Origin of the sequence: Krasilnikovia sp. MM14-A1004 (assembly GCF_047159485.1) — a bacterium.
Lineage (GTDB): Bacteria > Actinomycetota > Actinomycetes > Mycobacteriales > Micromonosporaceae > Actinoplanes.
Genome location: NZ_AP038773.1, coordinates 6,962,150 through 6,988,529, shown reverse-complemented (window position 1 = coordinate 6,988,529; position 26,380 = coordinate 6,962,150). Strand labels below are relative to the sequence as shown.

General features: G+C 71.1%; 22 protein-coding genes. 5 read left to right on the top strand and 17 right to left on the bottom strand.

Annotated elements, in window-relative coordinates; all coding sequences use genetic code 11:
- Positions 1–107 precede the first annotated feature (107 nt).
- The 6 genes from ACMCNN_RS30580 to ACMCNN_RS30555 form a co-directional block, all read right to left on the bottom strand.
- Entirely contained in the window at positions 108–1,073 is a 966-nt protein-coding gene (locus tag ACMCNN_RS30580; protein WP_412743919.1) for an NAD-dependent epimerase/dehydratase family protein, read from the bottom strand.
- 59 nt (positions 1,074–1,132) lie between these two features.
- Positions 1,133–2,806: a cation acetate symporter gene (locus tag ACMCNN_RS30575; RefSeq protein WP_412747334.1), complete on the bottom strand. Its 1,674-nt coding sequence runs from the start codon at positions 2,804–2,806 to the stop codon at positions 1,133–1,135.
- Positions 2,806–3,180, bottom strand: coding sequence for a DUF485 domain-containing protein (locus ACMCNN_RS30570; protein WP_412747333.1), 375 nt, complete (start codon positions 3,178–3,180; stop codon positions 2,806–2,808). The genes ACMCNN_RS30575 and ACMCNN_RS30570 overlap by 1 nt, the downstream gene beginning before the upstream one ends.
- A gap of 225 nt (positions 3,181–3,405) precedes the next feature.
- Positions 3,406–3,933, bottom strand: a complete 528-nt coding sequence (locus ACMCNN_RS30565) for a flavin reductase family protein (protein ID WP_412743918.1) — start codon at positions 3,931–3,933, stop codon at positions 3,406–3,408.
- Between the two features lie 13 nt (positions 3,934–3,946).
- A complete protein-coding gene (locus ACMCNN_RS30560) occupies positions 3,947–4,729 on the bottom strand; it encodes a GntR family transcriptional regulator (protein ID WP_412743917.1) in 783 nt (260 codons plus the stop codon).
- Positions 4,726–5,271: a UTRA domain-containing protein gene (locus ACMCNN_RS30555; RefSeq protein WP_412743916.1), complete on the bottom strand. Its 546-nt coding sequence runs from the start codon at positions 5,269–5,271 to the stop codon at positions 4,726–4,728. Before ACMCNN_RS30555 ends, ACMCNN_RS30560 begins: the two co-directional genes overlap by 4 nt.
- 744 nt (positions 5,272–6,015) lie before the next feature.
- Here ACMCNN_RS30555 and ACMCNN_RS30550 point away from each other — a divergent pair.
- From ACMCNN_RS30550 to ACMCNN_RS30540, 3 genes are all read left to right on the top strand, one after another.
- A complete protein-coding gene (locus tag ACMCNN_RS30550; protein ID WP_412743915.1) occupies positions 6,016–6,531 on the top strand; it encodes a hypothetical protein in 516 nt (171 codons plus the stop codon).
- Positions 6,532–6,643: 112 nt separating this feature from the next.
- The gene (locus ACMCNN_RS30545; RefSeq protein ID WP_412743914.1) at positions 6,644–8,788 is read left to right on the top strand and encodes a hypothetical protein; all 2,145 of its coding nucleotides are present in this window, start codon (positions 6,644–6,646) and stop codon (positions 8,786–8,788) included.
- Positions 8,789–8,909: 121 nt separating this feature from the next.
- Entirely contained in the window at positions 8,910–10,418 is a 1,509-nt protein-coding gene (locus ACMCNN_RS30540) for a glycosyltransferase family 2 protein (protein WP_412743913.1), read from the top strand.
- A gap of 64 nt (positions 10,419–10,482) precedes the next feature.
- Here ACMCNN_RS30540 and ACMCNN_RS30535 read toward each other — a convergent pair whose 3' ends face one another.
- The 3 genes from ACMCNN_RS30535 to ACMCNN_RS30525 all read right to left on the bottom strand — a co-directional run bounded on the left by ACMCNN_RS30535 (position 10,483) and on the right by ACMCNN_RS30525 (position 13,716).
- The gene (locus ACMCNN_RS30535) at positions 10,483–11,547 is read right to left on the bottom strand and encodes a hypothetical protein (protein ID WP_412743912.1); all 1,065 of its coding nucleotides are present in this window, start codon (positions 11,545–11,547) and stop codon (positions 10,483–10,485) included.
- A 112-nt stretch (positions 11,548–11,659) separates the two neighbouring features.
- A complete protein-coding gene (locus ACMCNN_RS30530; protein ID WP_412743911.1) occupies positions 11,660–13,318 on the bottom strand; it encodes a cation acetate symporter in 1,659 nt (552 codons plus the stop codon).
- A complete protein-coding gene (locus ACMCNN_RS30525) occupies positions 13,315–13,716 on the bottom strand; it encodes a hypothetical protein (RefSeq protein WP_412743910.1) in 402 nt (133 codons plus the stop codon). Before ACMCNN_RS30525 ends, ACMCNN_RS30530 begins: the two co-directional genes overlap by 4 nt.
- A 124-nt stretch (positions 13,717–13,840) precedes the next feature.
- On the opposite strand from ACMCNN_RS30525, the gene ACMCNN_RS30520 reads away from it, so the two are divergent.
- Positions 13,841–14,692, top strand: a complete 852-nt coding sequence (locus ACMCNN_RS30520; protein WP_412743909.1) for a hypothetical protein — start codon at positions 13,841–13,843, stop codon at positions 14,690–14,692.
- A gap of 33 nt (positions 14,693–14,725) precedes the next feature.
- Here ACMCNN_RS30520 and ACMCNN_RS30515 read toward each other — a convergent pair whose 3' ends face one another.
- The 8 genes from ACMCNN_RS30515 to ACMCNN_RS30480 all read right to left on the bottom strand — a co-directional run bounded on the left by ACMCNN_RS30515 (position 14,726) and on the right by ACMCNN_RS30480 (position 25,151).
- Positions 14,726–16,429 carry a DUF4153 domain-containing protein gene (locus ACMCNN_RS30515; RefSeq protein ID WP_412743908.1) on the bottom strand — a complete coding sequence of 568 codons (1,704 nt, stop codon included), beginning with the start codon at positions 16,427–16,429 and terminating at the stop codon, positions 14,726–14,728.
- A gap of 13 nt (positions 16,430–16,442) precedes the next feature.
- The gene (locus ACMCNN_RS30510) at positions 16,443–17,474 is read right to left on the bottom strand and encodes an ATP-binding protein (RefSeq protein WP_412743907.1); all 1,032 of its coding nucleotides are present in this window, start codon (positions 17,472–17,474) and stop codon (positions 16,443–16,445) included.
- Positions 17,471–18,160: a response regulator transcription factor gene (locus ACMCNN_RS30505; protein ID WP_412743906.1), complete on the bottom strand. Its 690-nt coding sequence runs from the start codon at positions 18,158–18,160 to the stop codon at positions 17,471–17,473. The genes ACMCNN_RS30510 and ACMCNN_RS30505 overlap by 4 nt, the downstream gene beginning before the upstream one ends.
- Positions 18,161–18,377: 217 nt before the next feature.
- Positions 18,378–19,124 carry a LytR/AlgR family response regulator transcription factor gene (locus ACMCNN_RS30500; RefSeq protein WP_412743905.1) on the bottom strand — a complete coding sequence of 249 codons (747 nt, stop codon included), beginning with the start codon at positions 19,122–19,124 and terminating at the stop codon, positions 18,378–18,380.
- Entirely contained in the window at positions 19,121–20,326 is a 1,206-nt protein-coding gene (locus tag ACMCNN_RS30495; protein WP_412743904.1) for a sensor histidine kinase, read from the bottom strand. Before ACMCNN_RS30495 ends, ACMCNN_RS30500 begins: the two co-directional genes overlap by 4 nt.
- A gap of 45 nt (positions 20,327–20,371) precedes the next feature.
- Positions 20,372–22,417 carry a hypothetical protein gene (locus tag ACMCNN_RS30490; RefSeq protein WP_412743903.1) on the bottom strand — a complete coding sequence of 682 codons (2,046 nt, stop codon included), beginning with the start codon at positions 22,415–22,417 and terminating at the stop codon, positions 20,372–20,374.
- Between the two features lie 5 nt (positions 22,418–22,422).
- Positions 22,423–23,931 (bottom strand): sugar transferase, encoded by a 1,509-nt coding sequence (locus ACMCNN_RS30485; RefSeq protein ID WP_412747332.1) that lies wholly within the window; start codon positions 23,929–23,931, stop codon positions 22,423–22,425.
- A gap of 359 nt (positions 23,932–24,290) precedes the next feature.
- A complete protein-coding gene (locus tag ACMCNN_RS30480; protein WP_412743902.1) occupies positions 24,291–25,151 on the bottom strand; it encodes an Fpg/Nei family DNA glycosylase in 861 nt (286 codons plus the stop codon).
- 25 nt (positions 25,152–25,176) lie between these two features.
- Between ACMCNN_RS30480 and ACMCNN_RS30475 the strand changes: the two genes are divergently transcribed.
- Positions 25,177–26,364: a glycosyltransferase family 4 protein gene (locus ACMCNN_RS30475; RefSeq protein WP_412743901.1), complete on the top strand. Its 1,188-nt coding sequence runs from the start codon at positions 25,177–25,179 to the stop codon at positions 26,362–26,364.
- Positions 26,365–26,380: the final 16 nt, after the last annotated feature.

The following is a 26,380-nucleotide window of genomic DNA, read 5'->3' as shown; positions in this document are numbered from 1 at the left end:
TTCAGGTTACGTAAGTGCATCCAGGCATTTCGTGCATCGACACTGGGTCGGCACGAAGGGAGGAGACAATTACGCTTCGTGAGAAGTTCACTACCTGCCCGGAATGATCAGTTCCTGAAGAACTCGATCGTGCGGCGCAGCCCCTCCTCGGGCCCCACCTGGGGCTCGTAGCCGAGCAGCGTGCGGGCCAGGGTGAGGTCGGGCCGGCGCTTCTCCGGGTCGTCCGCGGCGCGCGGCACCAGCTCGATCGTCGAGTCGCTGCCGGACAGCTCGACGATGAGCCGGGCCAGGTCGAGCATGGTCATCTCGTGCTCGGTGCCGCAGTTGATCGGCCCGGTCTCTGTCGAGTCGAGCAGCAGCAGGATCCCCCGGACCAGGTCGTCCACGTACGTGATCGAGCGGGTCTGTGCACCGGTGCCCTGCACGGTCAGCGCGGCCCCGCGCAGCGCCTGGCTGATGAAGGTGGGGATCGCGCGGCCGTCGTCCGGGCGCATCCGCGGCCCGTACGTGTTGAAGATCCGCACGATGGCCGTGTCCAGGTGGTGGTACCGGTGGTACGCCATCGTGGCGGCCTCGGAGAAGCGCTTCGACTCGTCGTAGACCGCGCGCACGCCGATCGGGTTGACGTTGCCCCAGTACGACTCGGGCTGCGGGTGCACCAGCGGGTCCCCGTACGCCTCGGAGGTGGAAGCCATCAGGAAGCGGGCCGCGTCGGCCACCGCGCGGTCCAGCAGCGCCATGGTGCCGATCGAGCCGACCTTGAGGATCTCCATCGGCAGCTTGGCGAAGTCCGTGGGGCTGGCCGGTGACGCCATGTGCAGGATCGCGTCGAACCGGTCGGCGAGCGCCGGGTGGCTCGGCAGGCCCTCTGTCACGTCCGCCTCGACCAGCGTGAAGCGGGGCTCGCTGGCGAGATGGGCCAGGTTGTCCCGCGAGCCGGTGACGAAGTTGTCGAGCGCGACGACGGTGCAGCCCCGGGCCAACAGTGCGTCCACCACGTGCGAGGGCACGAATCCGCCGCCGCCGCTGACCAGAATCCGATGCCCCGGGCCGTACCTCTGCGTGACTGCCATGCCGGACACGATAGCGACAGGGGCCGGTGCGCGATCCGCACCGGCCCCGGACGGGTGGTTCAGTGCGCGCCGTAGCCGGTCAGCGACCTGACCTCCAGTTCGGCGTACTTGATGCTGTCCTGTTCCTTGGAGAGGACCGTGCCGAGCCAGCCGCAGAAGAAGCCGATCGGGATGGAGATGATGCCCGGGTTGTTCAGCGGGAACCAGTGCCAGTCGTGCTCCGGGAACATGGCGGTCGGCGTGCCGGAGACCACGGGCGAGAAGAACACCAGGACAATCGCCGAGGTCAGGCCGCCGTAGATCGCCCAGAGCGCACCGGAGGTGTTGAACCTGCCCCAGAACAGGCTGTACAGGATGGCGGGCAGGTTCGCCGAGGCCGCCACCGCGAACGCCAGCGCCACCAGGAACGCCACGTTCAGGCTCTGCGCGTAGATCGACAGCCCGATGGCGATGGCGCCGATGACGAGCGCCGCGATCCGGGCCACCCGGACCTCGTCGCGCTCGGAGGCCTGCCCCCGGCGCACCACGTTGGCGTAGAAGTCGTGCGCCACGCTCGACGACGACGCCAGCGTCAGGCCGGCGACCACGGCGAGGATCGTGGCGAACGCGACCGCCGCGATGATCGCCAGCAACACCGCCCCGCCGGTCTGGCCGCCGAAGTAGTCGATGCCGAGCGCTTGGGCGAGCTGCGGGGCCGCGGTGTTACCGGCCTTGTCCTGGGCGGTGATCTCCTTGCCGCCCACCAGGGCCGCCGCCCCGAACCCGAGGGCCAGGGTGAACAGATAGAAGGTGCCGATGATGCCGATCGCCCAGAGCACACTTTTCCGCGCGGTGCGGCTGGTCGGGACGGTGTAGAACCGGGTCAGGATGTGCGGCAGACCGGCCGTCCCGAGCACCAGGGCGATGCCGAGCGAGAACAGGTCCATCTTGCTGTAGAAGGTCTCCAGCGCGGTGGGTTTCTCGACGCCGTACCGCAGGCCCGGTTCGAGGAACGCCTCGCCCTTGCCGGACGCCTTGGCGGCGTCGCCCAGCAGGGTGGACAGGTTGAACTTGTAGTGCGCCAGCACCAGCAGCGTCATCACCAGGGCGCCGGACATCAGCATGACCGCCTTGACGATCTGCACGTACGTGGTGCCCTTCATGCCGCCGACCACCACGTAGATGATCATCAGGGCGCCGACCAGGATGATCGTGGCGACCTTGGCGGTGTCCGCGTCCATGCCCAGGAAGGTGGTGTCCGCCTTGATGCCCAGCAGCAGGCTGACCAGCGCCCCCGCGCCGACCATCTGGGCGATCAGGTAGAAGATCGACACCGCGATCGTGGAGACCGACGCGGCGGTGCGCACCGGGCGCTGGCGCATGCGGAACGCCAGCACGTCGGCCATCGTGTACCGGCCCGAGTTGCGCAGGAACTCCGCGACCAGCAGCAGCGCGACGAGCCAGGCGACCAGGAAGCCGATGGAGTAGAGGAATCCGTCGTAGCCGTACAGCGCGATCAGGCCCGCGATGCCCAGGAACGACGCGGCCGACATGTAGTCGCCGCCGATGGCCATGCCGTTCTGGAAACCGGAGAAGGACCGGCCACCCGCGTAGAAGTCCGTCGCGGTCTTGGTCTGCCGGCTGGCCCACACCGTGATGGCCAGGGTGATCGCGACGAAGACCAGGAAGAGCGTGATCGTCAGCGTACGGGAGGTCGACGACGTCGCCTCCGCGGCGAACAGGTGCGACTGCATCACGCCACCTCCTCGGCGGCCACGTCGGCCCCGCTCTCCATCTCGGCGCGGATCTTGTCGGCCATCGGGTCCAGCTCCTTGGCGGCGTACCGGGCGTAGTACCAGGCGATCAGGAACGTCGAGACGAACTGGAGCAGGCCGAAGACCAGAGCGACGTTGATGTTGCCGATGATCTTGATGCTCATGAAGTCCCGCGCGTACGCCGAGAGCAGCACGTACAGCGCGTACCAACTGAAGAATGCGATCGTGGTCGGGAAGATGAACCGGTGCAGCTTGCGCCGCAGCTCCCCGAACTCCGCGGACTGCTGGACGGCGACGTACTGCTCTGCCGTCGTGATGGTCCCGGTCGCGGGTGCCGGGTCATCGGGGGTCAGTTCCGTCGTCAACGTGGCTCACCACCTTCGTGGGGGCGGGTCTTTCGCGCACCGTACGAAGGAGTTCGGGCCAGGTGGGGGAGGCTGGTCGGGACGTGCGCCGAACGGGCGTCCCACTGCGCCGATCGGTCGTCAGCCGCCCGGGCGGCGGTGGCGCCGTTAGTCAGTCGGCCCGGCGGCGGTGGCGTCCTTCGTCAGTCGGTCCGGCGGCGGTGGCGTCGTTCTTCAGTCGGCCAGGCGGCGGTAGCGGCCGCGGAAGTGCACCAGCGGATCCGGCGCGGCATCCATTTGTACGGTCTCGACGGTCGCCTCCACCAGCAGCGACCAGCCGTACGGCAGGGAGCCGTCGAGGCGGCAGCCCGCCCAGGTGCGGGCCCCGGCGGGCACCGGTCCGTAGTCGGTCTGATCCCAGGCGCCCTGCGCGAACAGCCCGCCCGGCGCGGGCATCAGGCCCGCGAACCGGTCGGCGAGCTGCTGATCGTCCACGTCGAGGGGCATGACCGCGAAGCGGCCCGCCGCCGAGGCGGCGTCCCAGAAGTCGCTCTCCTCGTCGACCAGGCCCGCGATCCGGCCGGGGTCGCCGTCCGCAACGACCAACGAGGAGACGGTGAGGCCGGCCGGGCCGGGGGCGGTCCACAGGGTGACCGCGGCGGCGAGGCGGCCGCGCAGGCGGCGCAGCGGGGAGCGCTCCTGGTCGGGAGTCGCGAACGGGTCCGTGGAGTGGATCTGCGCGCCCGGCTCGATCGGATTCACGCCATCATTCTGATCACAGTCCGGTGCTGGATTCCGGCAGGTCGTACTGAACCTCGTAGTGCTGGGCCGATTTGATCATTATCGTTGCCTCGACCGCGCGGCCGGTGTCGTCGAACGCTACGCGGAACTGCCGAAGCACGGGTACATCCTCGGGGAGTCGCAAGGCGATGAACTCAGCGACCGTGGCGAACCTCGCCGCCACCTGGTCGACCGCGTTCCGCAGTGGATGGCCGAGCGCCGCCAACGCCGCCGGGGAGCCACCTTTGATGCGCCTGTTCTGCGCGAGGACCGTGCCGCGGGCGACGTCCACGGGGTAATGCGTCCACACCAGCTCGGCCGGGTGCCCGTCAAGCAGCAACACCTGGTGGCGGACTACAACGGCATCCCCGGGCGCGATGCCGAACGCTGCCGCGACCTGAGCAGTGGCGGGACGCTCCCCGACCTCGATCAACTCAGATGAGCCGGAACGCCCCCGGGCGGCGTTGTCCGTGATCCACGGATACGACTCGCCTGGCGCGGCCGGATCCGGATAGTGGGCGGCCTTCACGACGGTGGGGCGGTGGTGCGTGGCCAGAACCGCCCGACCGCGCTGGCCCTCGACCAGGCCCTCTGCCTTGAGAATGGCGATTGCGCGGGTGACGCTCATGTTGTTCACGCCGTATCGACGGGTGAGTTCGGCGGTGCTCGGCAGCCGGGATCCGGGTGCGATGTCGCCGGACAGGATCAGTGCGCGCAGGTCGCCTGCCAGCTGGCGTTGTCGGGCCCGTACCCCGTCGTCAGGAACCGGAGAGCTCACGGAGTCGATCGTCGCATCCGGTAGGACAGGGGCCCGGACAGCCGCGCGACCATGCAGTTGACCGCATGCTCGACGGCCCGGCCCGCGGCATCGATGTTGGTTCGGGTCAGGACGAGGATCGGCTCGTGCCACTCCACTTGGAGCAACTCCGGCTCGTCGGCTTCCGGGTGGCGGGCGATGACCTGCTCGAAGATGTCGGCGGGAGCGTGGCCGAGCGCCACGAGCGCGGCTATCGCTCCGCCACGGATCTTTCCTGGCCGGGCGAGGTCGGTATCCGCCGCGATGGAGGCTGGGTAATAGGACGCGGCAATCTCCACCGGACAGTCGTCGAGCAACATCAACCGACGTCGGCGCACCACGTGATCGGTGGCTTGCAAGCGCAACGCGGTCCGAACGGTGTCGGGGACGTCCGCCGTGACCGACACATCGAGCAGGCGCTGGGTGCCGGACTTACCGAGTGCGGCGGCGTCCGCTGACCACGCGTCGCCTGCGCCCACGGACACGTATGGATCGGACGTCGTTTCGCCGCGCTGGTCCGTCATTCCGACCGCCTCTCGCTACGCCGCTCAGACTCATGCTGCCGGATCGGATTCCGCCGGACTCGTTCGGGTGTCGCCGATTCCAGCCTTACACAAATTGTGTAAGGCTGTTCGAAGCTCCGCGCTGACGTACCGAGGACCGTCTCTGCGGCGGTGGGCGAGCCGGGTGGTGCGTCTGACCTCGTGTTCCGTACGGCTCACGGTGCGGCGCACCCCCTTCCTGAAGGGATGTGCGATGTGTGAGGCGTGGCTGAAGCCGGGGCAGATCGTGCACCTCGGTGGCGCCGCGAGTGTCCAATTCGAGGGACTGCGGGCCATCACTCTCCGGATCGTGCGCGTTGACCGACGTCCCACGTACGAAGGCTGGATCTGGCTGGAGGGCTACGTCCTCGATAGTCATGGCAGGGCGGTCGAGCGGCGCAACGTCTTCGTGCTCCGGGCGGGGCTACGACGCACTGATCGGGGATGAGCGGGTTCGCAAGAACGGATCTTGGAGCCTGCTGGCCCTTCCGGGGGCCACGGACTTCCAAGATCTCAGCGTCGATCCGTCTCGTGACCCCAGACGACCACACCGGCCGCCTCATCGAGTGAGCCGTCGGTCGTGATGGTGCGGGTGATCTCTATGCGGGAACCGACGGCTGCCCTGGTTGCTGCCCGAAAGCGCATGCTGCTCGCTCACCGCCGCCGTCACTGTGGATCTTGGTAGCCGTGCGGCTTCCCGATGACCACGAAAGGATCGCTGCGTTCATGCGTCTTGCCAAGCGCCTCGCCGGACTCGTCCTCGCCACCGCGATGGTGGCGGTCGGCGGCTTCGCCGTACCGGCGTCCGCCGCCGCGAAGCACCACCAGGTCTTGTGGGTGACCCCCGTCATGAAGATCAAGGACGACGAGGTCGGGCAGGACGACAACCGCACCTGGTCGCTCTGGACGCACGTCATCGAGATGCCGGCGGGCGACACCCTGTTGTGGGAGAACTGTGCCGGCGCCGAAGCGCGCGGCCGGCTCGAGCTGACCATCAAGCCCGTACCCGGCGCGCCCGGTCAGGCCTCGATCGGCATCAGCGTCCACCTGTACGAGGGCGCCAGCTGTGCGACGAAGGACCTGGAGAACTCGGAGATCCGGGTCTTCACGATGCAACCCAACACCACGTCGGAACAGCACATCCACGTGCGTACGCGGGAGACGTGCGGTGGGGTCTTCAACCGGCACCGCTGCAACGACTACGTCGACGTGAAGTTCGCCATCTCCAACGAGTACAAGTAACCCGGCGTCCAGCCCTGAGACGGGTAGCGGTAATTGCCTTCTTTGTGGTGAATCGTGATGGATGATGGGGGCGGGGATCAGGGGTCACTGAGCTTGGTGATGGGGAGTACCCGTGGCGGACCGCGTGAGCGCCGCCCGCAGCGTGCCGGGCGGCCGGGTATGGGCCGGTGTGTGTGCGGTCCTGCTGCTGCTCCTCACCACCGGCTCCTTCTGCGACCGGTCCAAGCCCGCCACCGACCAGAACGCGATCGCGGGTCTCCAGGCGCTGTCCCCACCGCCCGCCGGCAGCTCGTGGGCGCCGAAACCCGTGACGGCCGGCGGCCTCAGTGCCCTCGCCGAGGCCAACAAGGACGGGTACGCGCTGCATACCACCGGCGGTGACCGCCGGTTCCTTCCCGGCGTGAACCTGGGCAGCACCACGCCGGGCCACCAACCGGGCGAGCTGGACGTCATCACCGCTGCGCACTACCGGAACTGGTTCGACGCGATGGGGCTGCTGGGCGTGCGAGTGGTGCGTATCTACACCATCCACCCGCCGGACTTCTACACGGAACTCGCCGCGTACAACAACGCCCACCCCGATCGGCCGCTCTATCTGATGCAGGGCGTGTACCTGCCGGACAACTCGTACATCGAGAAGCAGAACCTGTACGACCGCACGGTCACGGAGCCCTTCAACGCCGAGCTGCGTGACGCCTCGGCGGCGGTCTCCGGCACTCTCACCCGAGCGCCGACGCCGGGCCGGGCGAGCGGTACGTGGAGCGCGGACGTCAGCCGGTGGCTCGCGGGCTGGATCATCGGCGTCGAGTGGGATCCCGCGGCGACCGCGGCGAGCGACCGGAAGAACAGCGCCGCCCCCGCGTTCCACGGCAAGTACTTCGTGAGCACACCGCAGGCGAGCCCGACGGAACGGTGGCTGGCGGCCCGGATGGACGAGCTGGCCACTGCCGAGGCGGGCCATGGGCGCACCGAGCCGATCGCGTTCGCGAACTGGCCGACCACGGATCCGCTGCGGCATGCGTACGAGCCGTTGGAGAGCGAGGATCTGGTGGGGGTCGACGCCAACCACGTCCGGCCGACGGCCGCCTGGCCCGGCGGGACGTTCGCCAGCTACCACGCCTATCCGTACTATCCGGATTTTCAGCGGTACGAGTACCAGGGCAAGCCGGACCCGTACGCGGCCTACCTGACGGCGTTGCGGCAACACCACACCGGCATGCCGGTGCTGGTCACCGAGTTCGGGGTGCCGTCCTCGATCGGCACCGCGCATCTGGGTCCGCTGCGGCGCGGGCAGGGCGACCACAGCGAACACGAGGCGATGCTGATGGACGCGGAGCTGCTGCGGCTCATCCGCGACCAGGGCCTGAGCGGTGCGTTCGTCTTCGCCTGGACGGACGAGTGGTTCAAGCTCACCTGGAACACGGTGACTCATCAGGTGCCCGCTGACCGGCGGCAGCTCTGGCACGACCCGCTGACCAACGAGCAGTACTTCGGCGTCGTCGCGACCGACCCCCTCGGCCCGCCGGACCAGCCGACACAGACCCTGGTGGACGATCCGAACGGCACGCCCGCGCGCCGGGTCACCGCCACCTACGACGAGAGCTTCATCCACCTACGGATCACGCCGGCCGATCCGAAACTCGACAAGCTCACCATCGGGTTGGACGTCCTGTCGGAGATCACCGGCGATCCGCCGCCCGGCAGCACCGATCGCCGCCCGGACACCGCATGGACCCTGGACCTGACGGCGCAGACCGGGCAGTCGTGGATCCGCTCGGAACTCGATCCGTTGCAGCTGGACTACGCGGTGCCGGACAGCGCGCGCCCGAAGCCGGTCAACGGCTGGCGGCCGTACCAGTTGATCGTGAACCGGGCGCTGTACATCCCCACGCTCAAGCGCCAGATGCCGGTCGAGCTGTTCGACGTCGGCAAGCTGCGGTACGGCACGCTGGATCAGGCCGCGCCGGGTGCGGACAGTCGCTCGCTCTGGGTGCGCGACGGCGCGGACGTGATCGTACGCATTCCGTGGGCGCTGGCCGGATTCTCGGATCCGTCGTCGCGGCAGGTCCTCACTCCGAAGGCCGGCCTGAACGCCAGTGTGGGAACGCCGGGTGTGACGTTCATCTTTTCCGCTCAGAACACCGACCAAACTGGACGTCTTCTCGGCTGGGATCGGTGGCAACGGGTGTATTACACCGAACGCCTCAAGCCGGGCGCCGACGAGCTTCAGCGGGCGTTCCTCGCGACCGGCGAGTAGCGTGGGTGTGACGCTCGGTCGATGAGTCCGGCGCGGGTGCGACCAGGCTCACTGCCCCGCCACACAACCGACACTTCCGCGTTCAATTGCTGTGAAAACTGCTCGCGTACGGTGGGTCGCCATGGTGATGTCCACCCTCTTGCTGTCAGTTCCACTCCTGCTGATCGTCTACTTCGGATTCTTCGCTGTGCACACGTACGTGTACAGCGTTGCCGCCTTTTTCCAGAAACCGCTCCCGACCGTCACGCCGCGGCTGGACGCCCGCGTGGCGGTCGTCGTCGTCTCCTTCAATGAGCGCGCCGTCATCGCGGACACCGTCGCCGCCTGTGAACGGCTGACCTTCCCGAACAAGACCATCATCGTGGGTGACGACTCGACCGACCCCGAGACGATCGCGCTGCTGCGCGGGCTGGCGACCGCCCGCGGCTGCACGGGCCCGACCCCGGTGCACTACAACGGCAACGACGTCGAGCTGTGGGAGTCCGACGGGTTCGTCCTGTTCCACCGCGCCGAGAACGTCGGCTTCAAGGCGGGCAACCTCAAGGCCCTGGAGGGCTATCTCCACGAACGCGGCTTCGACTACATGTACCTGCTGGACTCGGACTGGCGCCCGCAGGCCGACGCGATCGAGCGCTGCCTCGGCGTCATCGAGGCCGACCCGGAGATCGCGTACGTGCAGACCACCCGTCTCTACCACCACGGCAAGGGCGAGCATTTCCAGCGGTGCCTGGCGATCAGTGAGGAGTCCTGCTACCTCGTCGACCTGCCGGGACGACAGCGACTGGACCATATGATCCTGTTCACGGGATGTTGCGCTTTGTTCAATCTGAGAGCGCTCTCGCGGGTCGGCGGGTTCCGGGCGGGCCACCTGACCGAGGACATCGACCTGTCGAACCGGTTCTACCTGGCCGGGTTCCGCGGCGTCTTCCTGGAGGACGTGACGAACATCGGCGAGGTGCCGCCGAACTACAAGGCGTTCCGCCGCCAGCAGCAGCGCTGGGCGACCGGCTCAGCCCGTACGTTCAAGGAGTACTTCCTCCCTGTCGTGCGTTCCTCGCTCGGCCTGGCCACCAAGCTCAGCCTGCTGCGGCAGAACGCCTACTACACGGTCGCGCTCGGCATCGAGCTGGCTCTGCTGTGGAGTGTGCTGACCGCGCTGGTCACGGTCGCCGGCTCCGCCCTCGGGTGGAACGTCCCGGCGCCCGAGGAGGTGCTGCGGCCGGTCGGGCTGCCGCTGGCCATCGGCGCGCTGATCGCGCTGTTCAGCGGCGTGCCCCCGCTGATCGTGCACGCCATCAAGAAGCGCGAGTGGGGCAACCTGCTGTACATCCCCGCCGCCTGCTGGATCGCGCTGTCCGTGGTGCACACCTACGCGATCGCCAACATCAAGGGCTTCCGCAACGTCGCGCAGTCCTGGTTCGTCACCCCGAAGACCAACCGCCAGAAGCAGAACGTCCGGGTGGCGCCCGCGCGGCGGATCCGGGCCCTGAACGTCGCCACCCTGGTGGCCGTCGTGGGCGCGAGCGTCGCCGCCGGTCAGGGGGGTGCGGGGCCGATGCTGCTGCTGGTGCTCGTGCCGTACGCGTTGATGTGGATTCCGTCGCTGATCATCGGTGCGCTGACCAGCTGAGGCATCAATAGGGTGGCCCGGACCAGCCTGAAGCTGGTCCGGGCCATGACGGGTGAGCCCCCGTTTATCCCACCCGTTCGATCACGGCGCGGCGGATCAGCAGCTTGCCCTCTTCGTGGATCTCGTTGAAGGCGACGTTGTTGAGCAGGACGCAGCTGCCCGACGGTCCCTCGACCTCGACCTCGATGCTCTTGTTGTTGTCGAGGTTGGTGACCTTCAGCTTCGTGCCCACCGGGAACGTTCCGCTCAGCGCAGTGCGACCGCCGGAGCCGGTGGTCGTCACCTGCTGGCCCTTGCAGACGACCTCGCCCGCGCCCGTGCCGTTCCCCGCGTTGCCGTTGTTGCCCTGGCCCGCGTTGCCGTTGTTGCCCTGGCCCGCGTTGCCGTTGTTGCCCTGGCCCGCGTTGCCGTTGTTGCCCTGGCCCGCGTTGCCGTTGTTGCCCTGGCCCGCGTTGCCGTTGTTGCCCTGGCCCGCGTTGCCGTTGTTGCCCTGGCCCGCGTTGCCGTTGTTGCCCTGACCGGCGTTGCCGTTGTTGCCCTGGCCCGCGTTGCCGTTGTTGCCCTGACCGGCGTTGCCGTTGTTGCCCTGGCCCGCGTTGCCGTTGCCGGCTCCGACGTTGCCGGTGCAGCCGGCGGCGGCGCGGCGCTTCTGGATGAGGTCGACGACGGCCTGGCGGTTGGCGATGCGGGCCTGCGACTGGGCGTCCGGGTTCGCCTTCTGGCCGGCGATGAAGTTGAGGTTGTTCTGCAGGGCCTTGTCCAGGCCACCGCAGTCCTCGCCGGAACCCTTGCCCTGGCCGTTGTTTCCGCCGTTGCCCGCGTTGCCGTTGCCCGCGTTGCCGTTGCCCGCGTTGCCGTTGTTCGCGGCCACGTTGGCGGTGCAACCAGCGGCGGCGCGACGCTGCTGAATGAGGTCGACGACGGCCTGGCGGTTGGCGATGCGGGCCTGCGACTGGGCGTCCGGGTTGTCCTTCTGGCCCTGGATGAAGTTCAGGTTGTTCTGCAGGGCCTGGTCCAGACCGCCGCAATTCTCGCCGGCGCTGCTGACGCCCGTACTGATGGCGAACGCGCCACCGACCAGGGCCGCTGCGGCCGCTCCGATCATCAGCTTGCGTGCTCGCCCCGTCATCCCGCGTCGATACATGCACCCGCTCCTTCGCGTCATGAGCACTGCCCGTTGCAGCACCGATGACTACGGGAGGGCCGGGTCGCGGGGTTCAGTTCAGGTTACTTAAAGTTATTTAAGGTGCGGATGGCGAGCGCTCCTGCAGGCGCAGCGACTCCGGAGCGTGCAGGCGGAGCATGGTCGCGCCCACATCGCGGGGCACCCGCCGCGCGGTCAGCAGCGAACCGGTGACCATCACCGTGAACGCCAGGGGCACGGTCCACGCCGCCGGTTGCCCCACGAGCCGCGCCGGCCAACCGGTCAAGGGCGGCCCCAGCACGGTCACCAGTACCGCCGCCATCGCGGCGCCGCCGCCGACCAGGATCCCCGCCGCCGCGCCCACATCCGTGAGCCTCCGCCACCAGATGCCGAGCACCAGCAACGGGCAGAAACTCGACGCCGCCACCGCGAAGGCCAGGCCCACCACCCGCGAGACGTCCAGGTCCGCCACATACACCGACAGGGTCAGCGGCAGCGCCGCCGACAGCAGGGTGGCCAGCCGGAAGTCACGCACCGAGCCACCCCGGTCGGCGTGCAGCACGTCGGTGTAGACGACCCCGGCGACGCTGGTCAGCAGGCCCGACGACGTCGACAGGAACGCCGCCAGCGCCCCGGCGGTCACCAGCGCGCCGAGCAGCCGGCCGAGCGGGCCGGAGCCCAGGGCGGCCTCCGGCAACACGAGCACCACGGCGTCCGTACGCCCGGTCATCAACAGTTGCGGTGCGTAGATCCGGCCGAGCACCCCGTACAGCGTGGGGAGCAGGTAGAAGGCACCGACCAGGCCCAGCACCACCAGCGTCGTGCGCCGGGCCGACGCGCCATCGGGGTTGGTGTAGAACCGGACCAGGACGTGCGGCAGCCCCATCGTGCCCAGAAACGTGGCCAGGATCAGGGAGTACGTGACGAACAGTCCACCCTCCCGGCCGGGCAGCAGCCAGTCGTCGCCCCGGCGTCCGTCCACGGTGCTCACTTCCGGCACCGGATCGCCGGCCGCGAAGTCGACCGAGTCACCACTGTGGACCGTCCTGAGCGCACCGTCCACAAGCAGCACCGCGTCGTGGCGAATCTCGACAGTCGTCGCGGCGTGGAACACCGGGCCGGTCGGCGACGCGACCGCGGGCCGTCCGTCCGCCTGCCACTGCAACACCAGAAAGATCACGGGTACGGCCAGAGCGGTCAGCTTCAGCCAGTACTGGAACGCCTGCACGAACGTGATCGCCCGCATGCCGCCCAACGCCACATTGGCCGTCACCACCAGACCCACCACGACCGCGCCCCACGTGTACGAGCCACCGGTGACCGTCGTGAAGGTGAGCCCGGCGCCCTGCAACTGCGGCACCAGATAGAGGCAGCCGATGAAGACGACGAAGATCGTGGCGAGGCGGCGCAGCGTCGGCGAGCGCAGCCGCACCTCACAGAAGTCCGGCAGGGTGAAGGCGCCCGAGCGGCGCAGCGGAGCCGCCACGAACAACAGCAACGCCAGGTAGCCCGCCGCGAAACCGACCGGATACCAGAGCACGTCCACGCCGTAGCGCAGGATCAGCCCGGCGACGCCCAGGAAGGACGCGGCGGACAGGTACTCGCCGCCGATCGCGGCCGCGTTCCAGCTCGGGCTGACCGATCGCGACGCCACCAGGAAATCCGAGGTGGTGCGGGCGACCCGTAGGCCGTACGCGCCGATGCCGATCGTGACCAGCACGACCAGGACCAGACCGGGGACGACGTACGGGTTCACGGCTCGGGCCTGCGGATCACGGCGGTGAAGTCCTGCTCGTTGCGTTCCGCGAACCGCACGTACGCCCAGCCCACCGCGACCAGGAACGGGAACGAGCCGAACCCGAGCAGCAGCCAGGGCAGGTTGATCCCGAGCACCTTCGACCGGCCGACCGCAGGGGCCACCGCGAACAGCAGCGGCAGCGAGCCCAGGCCGGTCACCACGACCAGGGACAGTCGCAGGGCCAGCGCGAGCTGCGCCCGCATCAGCCCTTTCACCAGCGCCTCCCCCACCGGGGTCTGCTCGGCGAGATCGGCGCGCCCCCGGTCGGCCGGTGCCCGGCGGGCCGCCACCTCCCCCAGCACGACCCTGGTCCGCCGCGGCACGCGCGAATCGTCGCGGGGCGGCGCTTCATCCATGTCCGGCAGTCTGGCCGCCAGCCGGGCGTTGTCAATACCGTCCAATGTCGGGACCCGTCGCCCTGCCGCGCCGCTGTGACACGATGCGGTCGTGCGTGCCGGGCCGATTCTTCTGGCTGTAGCGGTGGCGTGTGCGATCGCGCACGCCGTCGGCATCCTCTTCGCGCATCCCCTGGTTCGCTACGCCGAGCTGCTCAGCCTCGGCCTGTTGCTGGGGTACGCGTTCGTCACCGGGCTGCACGCGCCGCGGTGGGCGGTGCCGTCCGCCTTCGCGGTGCTGCTCATCGACGCAATCCGTACGCTTCCGGCCGAGTCGGGCGGCCATGGCTACGGGTGGCAGGTGCTCCAGCGCGCCACCGAGGTCGACCCGGCGCCCGGCTTCGCCTCCGGCGTGGCGCTGACGTGGGCGTCGCTGACCGCGATCACGCTGCTGCTGCTCGCGTGGCGCCGCGGGGGCTGGCACCGCCGTACCGTGGCCGGCGCGGCGGTGGCCGCCTGCCTCGTCATCGGGTACGCGGCCGTCCGGGTGATCGACATCGGGCACGATCTGCGGGCAAGGGATCTGAGATATTCGGATGCCCCTGACACGGCCCGCACGATGACCGCCGTCGTCGCTGCCGTGGTGCCCGCGACGGCACTCGGGTTGACAGCGATCGCCCTCGCCGCAGCGCTGGCGGGACACCGCCGACGACTCGCCGCGGCCGGTGCGGCGCTGCTGGCCGTCGTCGCGCTGCCCCACCTGGATGCCAGCATCGGCGCCGTCCCGCTGCCGCTCTACGCGGGCGACAGCACGGCGCTGTTCGCGTGGCATGCCATCGCACCCACGCTGGCGATGCGGCAACCCGTCCCGGCGCTCACCGCGGCCGTGGAGTTGACCGCATACCTGCTGCTGGCGGTCGGCCTGAGCCGGGCACACCCGACGGCCGGCCCGCCGGAGCGGCCGACCACACCGAGGGCGGTGCGGCCACCGGCGTGATGTGTACGTCGAGAGGCCCTGGCCGATGTCCGATCAGTCGGATCCGTACCACGTGGGGCACCTCCGGTCCGAGGCGACCGGGCGGGCGGCCAGCAGGTCGCGGGCGCGGGACCTGCCGTAGTTCGTACCGCGCCAGTCGTCCGGGTCGGCGTGCAGGCCCAGCGCGATCGGGCCGAGTGCGCAGTCGCGTTCCGGCTGGGGGAGCCGGTCCAGCGCGGGCACGGCGTCCGGCGACAGCGTCGACAGGTACCAGGTGTCGATCTTGTGGGTACGGGCGAACCGGTCGACGTTGCGATCCGCGATCAGCCCGTCCGGGTTCGCCGCGACCAGCGCGAGCAGCGCGAACACCCCGGCGCCGACCGCGACGCGGGGCAGCCACGCGGCGCGCAGCCGCACCCCGGCGACCAGCACCAGCACGAACACCACGCCGAGCCACACCTCGCAGAGCGCGACGAGCACCCGCAGCCGGGTCAGGCCGTACGTGTCGGCGTAGAGGTCCATGCGGTGCAGCGCCGACGCCACGATCACCAGGGTCAGCCCGGCCAGCGCACCCAGCACGACCCGGATCAGCACCCGGTCGGTACGGCTGTCCCGCGGCGCCCACCGGGCCGCGCCCGCCAGCACCAGCAGGGTCAGGCCGGTGACCACGAGCAGCTGCCAGAAGCCGCTGCGGGCGTACTCGGCGTACGTGAGTCCCTCGGTTTCCAGCACGTGGGCCGCACCGCCGAACAGCACAGTGAGCTGCACGCCGACGAAGACCGCGAACATCGCGACGAGCAGGCACAGCGGAACGGCCCATTCGAGGCGGCGTACGGTGCGGGTGCCGGGCCGGTCCCACCCGGACAGATCGGGCGGCGCGGCACGCAGGTACGCCGCCCCGGACAGCAGGCCCGCCGTCACCGCGAAGATGAAGCACCAGCGCACGACCGTGTCGACGCGCATGTCCGGCACGATCGAGTCGAGCATCCGGGAGAACGCCGCGTCGGCGGAGGCGAACAACGCGCCGAAGACCACCAGCAGGGCGACGGACACCGCAACGGTCGCCGCGACCCGGACGCCGGAACCGCTCGGCCCGCCGCGCCGGATCCGGGCCAGCCCCCGAATCAGCCAGGGCAGCGCCCGCAGCACCGAGAACGGCGCCAGCATCGTCGCCACCACCATGCCGCGCATCGACCGGCCACCCGCCACGGCCAGCGCGCTGGTCACCGCGGCGGTCAGCACGCACAACGCGAACAGCCATCCCGCGGCGCGCAACGTCCCGGCGGAGAGCAGGAGCACGGTGGCCGCCGACCAGGCGAACCGGGCCGGTGGCAGCGCGGGGGCCCGCCACGACACCAGCGGCACCGGGACACCCGAGGGGTACGGCGCGAAGCGCGCCACCACCAGCGCCGCGACCCCGGCCACCGCGGTGACCATCCAGCCCAGGCCGGGCCGGTCGAGCGGCAGGCTGAGCGCCGCGACGACGGCGGCGACCACGATTGCGAGCAGCGTCGCCGGGGAGGCGGGGCGTCCGGGCCCGGCCCACCGCCGTCCCCACAGCGACACCGGGATCCAGGGCCCGTGCAACGGGTTCATGGCCGGCGGCCCCCAGTTCGGGGTGGCCCGGCCCGCCGGGGTCTGGCCCGCCGGGGTCTGGCCCGCCGGGGTCTGGCGCGGCGCGACCGCCGCCGGCGTGGCCGGTGCGCCGGTCGCCGGGACGGGCGTTGCCGGGGCCGGCGGCTTGGGTGTTTCGGACACAGTGGTCTCCTGGTCAGGCGGGCTGCAGCGGCAGCTTCACGTGGATGTGGCAGCCCGGACGTGCCCGGCCGGCCGTGGGCTGCCCGGCCGGGTCGACGACCGCGATCGTGCCCTGGTGCAGCTGCACCACCCAGCGGGCGATCGCGAGACCGAGGCCGGTACCGCCGTCGGTGGCGCGCTCGCCGCGGGTGAAACGTTCGAAGACCCGTTCCCGTTCGGCGGGCGGGATGCCGTCGCCCTCGTCCGTCACGGCGAGGAGCAGGTGTCCGTGGCGGCGTTCGGCGTGGATCGTCACGGTGCCACCGGGCGGGCTGTGCCGGGCGGCGTTGTCGAGCAGGTTCGCGAAGACCTGGTGCAGCCGCTCGCGGTCGCCGTGGATCACCACGTTCGGGGCGGACGCCGTGAAACGGACGTCCCGGCCGGCCCCCGTCGCGTTGACCGTCGCCTCGCGGACGACGTCGGAGAGCAGGTCCGCCACGTCGACCGGCTCGCGGGCCAGCGGCACCACGCCCGCGTCCAGCCGGGACAGGTCCAACAGTTCGGCGACGAGCCGGCCGAGCCGTTGCGTCTGCGACAGGGCGGTCTCCATCGTCTCCGGCTCGGCGACGGCCACCCCGTCCACGATGTTCTCCAGCAGGCCCTGCAGCGCGGTGATCGGCGTACGCAGCTCGTGCGAGACGTTCGCGATCAGCTCGCGCCGGTGCTGGTCCGCGGCCGCCAGGTCCGCGGCCATCTGGTTGAACGCGGCGGCCAGCTCACCGACCTCGTCGCGGGACCGGGTACGGACCCGGCGGCTGTAGTCGCCGCGGGCCATCGCCCGCGCCGCCACGGTCATCTCGCGCAGCGGCACGGTCGCCCCGTGCGCCATCACCTGCAACGTGACCAGCGCCAGCGCCACCGCGATCGCGAGCCAGGACAGCTCCACGCGCATGAAGTCGATGCTCCACCAGAACACCAGCAGCCCGACCCCGCCCGCGAAGCCGAGCGCGAGGGACAGCTTCGCCTTGATCGACCGTACGGGGTCGAGGGGTCGCCACAGCCTCACGGCGTCACATCCAGGGCATAGCCGACGCCGTGCACCGTACGGATCAGATCCGCGCCGAGCTTGCGGCGCAGCGCCTTGATGTGGCTGTCGACCGTGCGGGTGCCCGACGCGTCGGCCCAGCCCCACACGTCGGCCAGCAGCCGCTCCCGTGGCAGCACCGCTCGGGGATGCTGGGCGAGGTGGGCCAGCAGGTCGAACTCGGTCGGGGTCAGGTGCGCCTCCGCACCCGCGCGCCGGACCCGCCGCTCCGCCAGGTTGATCTCCAGGTCGCCGAGCAGCAGCGGTGCGGCGGTCGCCCGGTCGGAGTTGCGCTGGGCGCGGCGCAGCAGGGCGTGCACCCGCGCGGCCAGTTCCCGCATCGAGAACGGCTTGGTGAGGTAGTCGTCCGCGCCGACCGCGAGCCCGACCAGCAGGTCGGTCTCGTCGTCGCGGGCGGTCAGCATCAGTACGGGCACGGGCCGCTCGGCCTGCACCCGGCGGCACACCTCCAGGCCGTCGAAACCGGGCAGCATGACGTCCAGGACGATCGCGTCGGGCGGGGTACGCCGGGCCGCCGCGACCGCCGCGGGGCCGTCCCCGGCCACCTCGACCACGTACCCCTCGGCGCGTAGCCGGGCCGCGACCGAGTCGGCGATGGTCCGCTCGTCCTCGACCACGAGGATCCGTCGCTGCACCGTTGTCTCCACGTCACTCCTTCGTTCCGCCCCGCATCGTGCGCGGGTGGCGCAAGACCGGCGCCCCCGTGCCGCCGACCTCGGATGAGGAGCCTATTGATCATCCGTGCAGGTGGGGCGGTGGCGTTGTGAACGAATGGTGGAGATCGGCCGCCGTTCGCCTCCACCCGCAAGCCCTGTGGATAACTCTGGGGAAAACCCGCCGGTGGGTGTGGACAACCCTGTGGAATCAGCGCGTCCAGTCGTGCTTCGCGGCCCGGATCAGGCGGTCCTTCAGCTCCCGGGTGTGCCTCCGGCTGACCGGCAGCTCCACGGTGTCCAGGGACACCACGTATCCCGACTGGGTCAGGCGCAGCTCCGTGACCAGGCGTAACTGCACCAGATACGACCGGTGGATCCGGACGAATCCCGCCGCCGCCCAGCGCTCCGCGAGCGTCGCCAGCGGCACCCTGACCAGGTGCGAGGCGTCGGCGGTGTGCAGGCGCGCGTAGTCGCCCTGCGCCTCCACCCACCGCACCGCCGACCGCGGCAGCATCCGGGTCGTGCCCGCCAGCTCGACCGGGATGCTCGGCTCGTCCACCGGGGCGGCCGCGGGCGCGACGGGCGCGGCGCGCTGCCCGGCGACCCGGCGCAGCGACTCGGCCAGCCGCTCGGCGCGGACCGGCTTGCGGACGTAGTCCGTGACCCCGAGGTCGAAGGCGTCCACCGCACCGTCGTCGTACGCGGTCACGAACACGATCGCCGGGGGCCGCGCGAACCGGTGCAGCAGCCGGGCCAGCTCCATGCCGTCCAGCCCCGGCATCCGGATGTCCAGGAACACGGCGTCCACCTCTGTGTCGCGCAGCACCCGCAGTGCCTCGGTCGCATCGCCCGCCCGGTGGACGTGCGACACCCGCCCGTCCGCGGTGAGCAGGTACGCCAGCTCGTCCAGCGCCGGCGGCTCGTCGTCGACCGCGAGCACCACGAGGCGGCTCATGCCCGCACCTGCGGGTGAAACTTCGGCACACGCATGCTCACCTTCGTCCCCGCCCCCGGTGCGGTCTCCACCACCAGCCCGAAGTGGTCGCCGAACACCGACCGCAGCCGCTCGTCGACATTGGAGAGCCCGACGTGCTGGCCCGCGTCGTCGGTGGGGCTTTCCGGCCCGGAGTCGCCGGTCAGCACTCCAGGGTCCATCCCGACGCCGTCGTCCTCGACCGTGATGTGGCACTCCGCGCCCGCGTCGCGGGCCTCGATGCTCACCATGCCGACGCCCGGCTTGCGGGACAGCCCGTGCCGGACCGCGTTCTCCACCAGCGGCTGCAGGCACAGGAACGGCAGGCCGACCGGCAGCACCTCGGGCGCGATCTGCAGCCGTACCTGGAGCCGGTCACCGAAGCGGGCCCGCTCGATGGTCAGGTAACGGTCGATCGAGCGCAGCTCCTCGGCCAGCGTCGTGAACTCGCCGTGCGCCCGGAACGAGTACCGGGTGAACTCCGCGAACTCCAGGATCAGCTCCCGCGCCCGCTCCGGGTCGGTACGCACGAACGAGGCGATCGCGGTCAGCGCGTTGTAGACGAAGTGCGGGCTGATCTGCGCCCGCAGCGCCCGTACCTCGGCGCGGGCCAGGCGTTCCCGTGACGACTCCAGCTCGGCCAGCGCGAGCTGCGACCCGGCCCAGCGCGCCACCTCCAGGGTGGCCTGCACGAAACCGGGCGCGGGCGGGTCGTCGGCGACCGCCACCAGCGCGTCCGTGGCCCGCCCGTCCGGCCCGGCCAGCAGGGCGACCACCGCGCCGCGTACCTCGCAGTCCACCCGGTCACACGGCAGGTCGGCGCTGGACAGCACGATGGACCGGTGCGTCCGTACGGCCCGGCGGGCGGCCTCGGCGAGCTGGTCCCGGTGGTGCCCACCGCTGCCGTCGAAGGCGAGAAACCGGTCGGCGTCCGCGAGGGCCAGCCCGACCGCGCCGACCAGCGTACGCAGGTGCCGGGCCGCCTTGCCCGCAGCGGCGACGGTTAGCCCGGCCCGCAGCGGCTCGGCGGCCAGGGCCGCGGTGTGCAGCACGTCGTAGGTGGCTCTCTGCATCGGCGTGGCCACGCCGCGTCGTGCGCGCAGCCGAACCACGGCCAGCACCGCCCCGGCCAGTGCGGCGAGCACAGCGACCACCGCCAACACGGTGCCGGTGCGTGCGCCCACGCAGCAGATCCTGTCCGCACCCGCCGGAAAAAGCCAGGAGAGTGTTCAGCCACCGGACGTGATCGACGTCAGGGCGCTGGCACACGCCCGCAGGAACTCCTCGTCGTTCTCGATGTCCGTGCTGCCCTGGCCGTCGGGCCGGTACGTCGCGCGGGTCACGGTGGACAGTTCGGTGCGCAGCAGCGGCCCGGCCGGGGCGGCCGCCGGACCCATCTCGGCCCAGCACACGGCGATCGGGGTGTGCACCCGACGCTCACGCCGCCACGCCCGGGCCAGCACCGGCAGCGTGGTGTCCAGGTCACCGGTGATGCGCCACAGCGTCGCGGCGGCCAGGCCGTCGATGTCGGGGTCGTCGAGCATGGCCCGTACCCGGCTCGCGAGCGGCCCGGCGGCCGCGCCCAGCGTGCCCAGGCTGTGCAACGCCGAGTAGGGCGGCCATCCGTCGTAGCGCAGGGCGGCCTCGTAGCCGGCCAGTACGTCGGTGACCCCGGCGGCGTGCAGCGCGTCCGCGGCGCTCAGGCAGACGTCCGCGGAGTCGTGGGTCAGCAGCGGCCGCACCTCTGCCTCGGCCCGCTCGCCCTCGACAGCCGGCAGTGCCGCGGCCGCTGCCGCGACCACCGACGGCTCCGGATCGTGCAGCCGCTCCCGGATCAGCGATGCCGCGCTCACGGCCGCCGGTCCGAGGGCACGGAGGGCGTTCATGGGGGTGTGCCAGAAATTCGGGTACGGCAGCAGCGCGACGATCTCGGGCAGCGCCCCGGCGGCGGCCGGCCCGATGGGGATCAGGTCCCCGAGCAGGTCCATCGCCCGGTCGATGTCGCCGTCCGCCGTCAACCGCCGCAGCCACCTCCGGATCGGCGGCACCAGCGCGGCGGCGTCGGCGCCGTACGGGCGGGTCAGCGAGCCGGTGTAGTGGGGCAGCACGTCACCCTCGTACGCCTGCCGCACGAGCGGCAGTGCGCGCGGGTCGCCCAGGTTGACCAGGTTCTGCGTCAGGGCCCACACGGGGCCGCCCTGCGGATCCCAGAAGCCCCGTCCCTCGGGCCGGTACAGCGGGGCGCCGGCGGCCAGCGAGCGGTCGATGCTCGCAGCGATGTCGTCGGCCAGCGGGGCGGTGAGCGGCCAGCCGTCGCCGGTGAGCAGGTGGACGGCGAGAAGGTGGTCGTCGGGTGATCCGGGCAGCAGCGCCGCGAACTCCGCCAGCAGTTCCCGGTAGTCGCCGCGCCAATGGTGCAGAGCGCCGGCAGTGGCCCACATGGCGTTGTTGCGCAGACCCCGCGAACCGTCGCGGACCAGGGCCGCCAGCAGCCGGTTCCGCTCAGTGACCCGGTCGCCGAGCGCCTCGCGCAGGCTGCGCAGGTCGACCCCGTCGGCCGTCTCCAGCAGGTGCAGCAGGGTCGGCACCAGGTCGGGCAGCTCGCCGTCGGACAGGCGCAGCAGCTCCATCAGCGCCGCCGTCCGTACGCCGGCCGGGTCCGTACCGGTGAACACCGCACGCAGCCAGTCCCGCAGCTCCGCGGCGTCGACCCCGTCGGAGTAGCCGGCGACGGCCCGGCGGGTGATGGTGCCCACCGCGGCGACCAGCGCCATCCGCACCGACGCGTCGGGCTCCACCGGCAGCCGCGCGCGCAGCAGGTCCGCCACGTCGGCCGCCCGGTCGCGGCAGACCAGCAGCACCTGTGGCGCCGCGCGGCGTACCTTGCGTTTGGGGTCGGCCAGCAGCGCGGCGAGGGCCGGGTAGGCGGTGGCGACCGCCCGCTGCGCCGTACGGTGCAGGCCGCCGTCGCGGTCGGCCAGCCGCGACACGTCGTCGACCTCCGCGCTGCCGATGCTGGCCAGCAGCCGCAGCACGGTGCCGCGTCCCTTCGCTCGGGGCGCGGACGCCGCCTCGACGAGGAACGGGATCGCCGCGACCGTGCACTCGTACACGTCACCCTGGTGGTGGACGGCGCCCCACATGTAGTCCCCGGCCCACGCCCGGACCCGCTTGTCCCGCGCGATCAGCCCGCGGATCACCTTCGGCATCGCGGTGGCAGGCCCGTACGCGTGCGTGAGCGACGACCAGCCGACCTCGTCCAGGCCCGCGAACATGTCCGTCAGTACGCGCCCTTGCGGCGCAGCACCACCCAGATGGTGCGCCACATGATGGCCAGGTCGTAGGTCAGCGACCAGTTGTCGACGTAGTACAGATCGAGCCGGACCGCCTCGTCCCACGACAGGTCGGACCGGCCGGAGACCTGCCACAGGCCGGTGATGCCCGGACGCACCAGCAGCCGGCGCCGGACGTCGCCCAGGTAGTCGCCGTCGTCGGCGGGCAGCGGGCGCGGCCCGACCAGGGACATCTCGCCCTTGAGGACATTGATGAGCTGGGGCAGCTCGTCGAGGGAGGTGGCCCGCAGCTTCTGCCCGAAGGAGAAGACCCGCGGGTCCTCCTTCATCTTGAACAGCATGCCGTCGGACTCGTTGAGCTCCAGCTCCTTGAGGCTGGCCTTGCGCTCCTCGGCGTCGACGTACATGGTCCGGAACTTCCACACCCGGAACGTGCGTCCCTCGTGGCCGACCCGCGGCTGGCGGAAGAACACAGGGCCGGGGTCGGAGAGCCGGATGCCCAGCGCCACGAACAGCAGCACCGGGCTGAGCAGCAGCAACCCGAACGCGGCGGCGACCCGGTCGAGCAGGTTCTTGGCCAGCCAGCCGGGGCCGGACAGCGTCGGCTCCTCGACGTGCAGCAGCGGCAGGCCCTCGATCGGGCGGATGTGCACGCGGGGACCGGCGATGTCGGTGAGCTGCGGCGCGACCACCAGGTCGACGCCGGTGCCTTCGAGCTGCCAGGCGAGGCGGCGCAGCTCGCCGGGTTCGGCACTGGCCGAACCGCAGACCGCGATCGTGTCCGCGCCCACCTCGCGGACCAGCGACAGCACGTCGCGGCCCGCGTACACCGGGACGGGGGTTTCGATGCCGCGGGCGGCGGCGTACCCGTCGGTGAGATGGATGGCGACCGGGATGAGACCGGCGGCCGGGCTGCGGGTGACCGCGGTGTAGACCTCCAGCGCCTCGGGCAGCGTGCCGACCAGGATCATCCGGTGCGCGCCGTGGCCGGTGCGCCGCCGGGCGACGTGCAGCACCTGCCGCGCGGTGTACCGGCAGATCAGGATGAGCACCAGGGCGGAGACGCTGACCGCGGCGACCGAGCCACGGGACAGCTCGGTCTTCGTACCGAACGCGAGCAGCGAGACGCCGGCCACCACGGTGACGAAGGCCCGGACGACCCGTTTGAACTCCTCGCTGCCCAGCCCCAGGTAGCGGCGGTCGTAGCTGCCGTTGCCCCAGAGGATGACCACCCACCCCAGGGGCAGCAGGATGTAGGCGAAGAACGTGAAGGTGCCCGGATCGCCCTGGAAGCCGGCGGTCACCTTCTCGGCCTCGATGAACGTGCCCGCCAGATAGCTGGCCAGCACGGCGCAGGCGAAGTCGAGCAGAACCAGGATCAACGTGTACGGCCGGTGCCAGCGCGACAGCCGCCGGTGCGAACGGGTCCACGCCGACCGGGGCACGCCGTTGGTCGGATGTGGGTCCTGCTGCCACTCGAAGCTGTCGTACGGCATGCCGCTCCGGCTGCTCTTGGGCGCCGGGCTGCGCTCGGGCGCCGGGCGATGGAGGCTCGCAGTCACCTCGCCTACGTCCTCCCGCAACTCATACCGCCCGCCGACGTTTCGGGGGACCGGAAGACGCCGTACGGGCCTCCCGGCGGGCCGGTCGAGCTGACCGGCGACCCCGGAGAACATTACGCACCGCCACGGGCAGTCGGGTGCCGGACGGTTGCCGGCCCCGGCCGCGCCGCGGACAACGCGTGGGACCGGGCCACTATACCGATGGATCGGGCCTGGAGAAGGGGACGTTGTGCCCGCTTTCTCTCGCGGAGACCAACTTCGGGCGATAGCCACGCTGCGTGAGCGCGAGCGTGCTATCGGATCAGCTTCGAAAGGCGCCGATCGGCGAGCGGCTTGCCGCCGGTCTGGCACGTGGGGCAGTACTGCAGGCTCTTGTCGGCAAAGGACACCTCGCGTACGGTGTCGCCGCACTCGGGGCAGGGCAGCCCGGTACGGGCGTGTACCCGCAGCCCGGCGCGCTTCTCGCCCTTCAACTCGGCGGCGCGCTGACCCACCGATCGGGTGACGGCGTCGGTCTCCACCGCGCGCATCGCCTCGTACAGCGTGGCGATCTGCTCGTCGGTGAGTTTGCCGGTCAGCGCGAACGGCGACATCTTCGCCACGTGCAGGATCTCGTCGGAGTACGCGTTGCCGATCCCGGCCAGCACCTCCTGGTCGGTGAGCACCCCCTTGACCTGCCCGTTTCGGCCGCGCAGCCGCTCCGCGAACTCCTCGGGACCGACCGCGAGCGCGTCCGGGCCGAGCCGCGACACGCCGGGTACCTCGTTCGGGTCGCGCACCAGGTACGCGGCCAGCGACTTCTGGGTGCCCGCCTCGGTCAGGTCGAAGCCGGAGCCGTCGTCGAGGCGTACCCGGATCGCGATGGGTCCGCTGCCCGGCTTGAGCGGCGCCGCCGACTTGAACGCGTCGCGGTAGTGCAGCCAGCCCGCTCGGGCCAGGTGCACGATCAGGTGCAACTCGTCGCCGAGATGCACGTCGAGGAACTTGCCGTGCCGCCCGGCCCCGGTCAGGGTCAGGCCCGCCACCGCGCTCGGGGCGGGATCGTAGGTCTTCAGAGCACTGAACGAGGCCACCTCGAAGCGCTGCACGGCATGACCGACCGCGCGCTCGCGCAGATACGCCGCAAGCGCCTCCACCTCGGGAAGTTCCGGCACGCCTCCGAATGTAGCGTCTAGGACCGTGAAGGTCGTGGTCGCGCACAACCGGTACCGGGAAGCGATCCCGTCCGGCGAGAACGTCATCGTCGACACCGAGATGGCGCAGCTCGCCGCGGCCGGGGTCGAGGTGCTGCCGTTCCAGCGCAGTTCCGACTCGATCGGGGCGCTGCCGGTCGTACAGAAGGCGCTGTTGCCGGTGTCGCCGATCTACGGGCGGGCCGCCCAGCGGGACCTGGCCGCGCTGCTGGCCGAGCACCGGCCGGACGTGCTGCACCTGCACAACCCGTACCCGCTGCTGTCGCCGTGGGTGGTGCGGACCGCGCACGCGCACGGCGTGCCGGTGGTGCAGACGGTCCACAACTACCGCCAGGTGTGCTCGTCGGGGCTGTACTTCCGGGACGGGCACAACTGCACCGACTGCCGGGGCAGGGTGATCGGCTGGCCCGCCGTCCGGCACCGCTGCTACCGGGGGTCGGCGGCGCAGAGCGCCATCCTGGCCACCGCGCTGGCGGTGCACCGGCCGACGTGGCGTTCCGTGGACCGCTACATCGCGCTGACCGACCGGATCGCCGCGCACCTGCGCGACTACGGCATCGCCGACCAGCAGATCGTGGTGAAACCCAACGGCCTGCCGGACCCGGGCGAGCCCGATCCGCTCGGCGACGGTTTTCTGTACGCCGCCCGGCTGTCCCCGGAGAAGGGTCTCGGCCTGCTGCTGGACGCCTGGCGGCGGCACCCGGACGGGGCGCTGGGCGAGCTGCGCATCGCGGGCGACGGGGAGCTGCGGCCGCTGGCCGAGCGGGCCGCCGCCGAGCGCGGCGACGTCACGTACCTCGGGGTGCTCGACTCCGCGGGGATGGTCGCGGCCCGGCGCGCCGCGGCGGTGGTGGTGGCCGTCCCGACCTGGAACGACGTGCTGCCGACCGTGATCCTGGAGGCGATGGCGGCGGGCCGTCCCGTGCTGGGCACGGCGGTGGGCGGGATTCCGTACCTGTTGGGTGTTGACCAGCCGGGTCCGGCCGGGGGCTGGGCGGTGGCGCCGGACGCCGCCGCGCTGGCGGGGGCCCTGCCGCGCGCCCGGGCGGAGGCGGCGGCGCTCGCCGCGGACGCGCGGGCCAGATACGTCGGGGCGTTCCATCCGGACGTCCTCACCGCGCGGCTGGTCGAGATCTACCGACAGCTCGCGGACTCGGGCCCGGTCGCGGGGTAGATCTTCGCGCTGCCGG